Below are 1,266 nucleotides of genomic sequence, written 5' to 3' on the forward strand. Positions count from 1 at the left end.
TCGGAGAGGGTCGCGACGATGCTGTCATGACCCGAGTTTCTGAACGCGACGGCGAGCCGCTCGCGTCCGTCGCGAAGGCCGAGCGAGATCGAGGCGGCGGCGAGGCGCCGACCTCCGCCGGTGAGCGCGATCGACGGCTTGCCGAAGGGCGAGGCCTCGAGCGTCCAGCAGAGCAGGAAGACCGAGCCGCCGAGGCGGTGGAGCTCCAGCTGGGCCGGGGGCGTCGCCGCCATGGCGACGGGCGCGAGTGAAAGCATGAAGGCGCTCCTGCGGCACGGAGGATCCCGGAGCGCCGGATGAAAGTGGGAAAGCCACTTTGCGAGGGGGCTCCGGGACTGTAGGCGGCGTTCCGCCCGGCCCGGCCGTGGCAGGGCAGGGCGCGACGCGTCGGTCGATCAGGCGACCGAGAAGTAGGAGTGCGGATCGGCCTGCACGTCCTCGGCGTTCACGCCGACGAGCGTCAGCGTGTCTCCGTTGCCGAGATCGATCACGGTGTTGCCGCCGACGGTGGAAGCGCGGGCTGCCACGTCCTCGGCCGAGGTAACACCCGTGCCGTTGATGTCGGACGCGATCTGCAGCATGTCCGAGCCGGCCTGGAAGTCGAGGACGACGTCGTTGCCGCCACCCCCGGCGAAGACGAAGGTATCGCTGCCGGCACCGCCTTGCAGGACGTCGTTCCCGGCGCCACCGAACAGCATGTCGTCGCCGACGCCGCCTTGCAGGACGTCGTCGCCGGCGCCGCCATAGAGGATGTCGGCACCTTCACCGCCCTGGAGGACGTCGTTGCCGGCGCCACCCTGGAGGATGTCGTCGCCCGGCCCGCCTTGCAGGATGTCGTTGCCTTCGCCGCCGATGAGGACGTCATTGCCGTCATTGCCGCGCAGGATGTCGTCGCCGGCGCCGCCGATCAACGTATCATCGCCCTCGCCGCCGAAGAGGGCATCGTTCCCCTCGTCGCCGGAGAGGACATCGTCGCCGAGGCCGCCGTAGAGGATGTCGTCACCCTCGCCGCCGAACAGGGCATCGTTGCCGCCATCGCCGAACAGCAGGTCATTGCCTTCCTCGCCGAAAAGCGAATCGACCTGATCGCCACCGTGCACGATGTCGTGGCCGGCACCTGCCAGAATAACGTCGCTGAAGCGACTCCCAATCAAAAAGTCGTCGAATGCACTTCCTTCGATCGTCGCCATACGGCACCTCCTTAGCGATCTGATGATCCCGGCCGTTCGGCGGCGGCGCCGCGGAACTGAAAGTCCAGGAACGGTT

At 68.0% G+C, this 1,266-nt stretch carries 2 protein-coding genes; both read right to left on the bottom strand.

All coding sequences use genetic code 11. The annotated features are described in order from the left end of the window. The coding region (locus ACIPIA_RS16585; protein ID WP_400511072.1) for a hypothetical protein at positions 1-257 on the bottom strand (257 nt) is incomplete at its 3' end. A gap of 138 nt (positions 258-395) precedes the next feature. Beyond that, entirely contained in the window at positions 396-1,190 is a 795-nt protein-coding gene (locus tag ACIPIA_RS16590) for a calcium-binding protein (RefSeq protein WP_400511073.1), read from the bottom strand. Between the last annotated feature and the right edge of the window lie 76 nt (positions 1,191-1,266).

It is taken from the genome of Allobosea sp. CER48 (genome assembly GCF_044752385.1).
GTDB lineage: Bacteria > Pseudomonadota > Alphaproteobacteria > Rhizobiales > Beijerinckiaceae > Allobosea.

Bases quoted from the DNA above. Each gene is read 5' to 3' on its own strand.
- ACIPIA_RS16590 (WP_400511073.1), bottom strand. From the start codon at position 1,190: ATGGCGACGATCGAAGGAAGTGCATTCGACGACTTTTTGATTGGGAGT.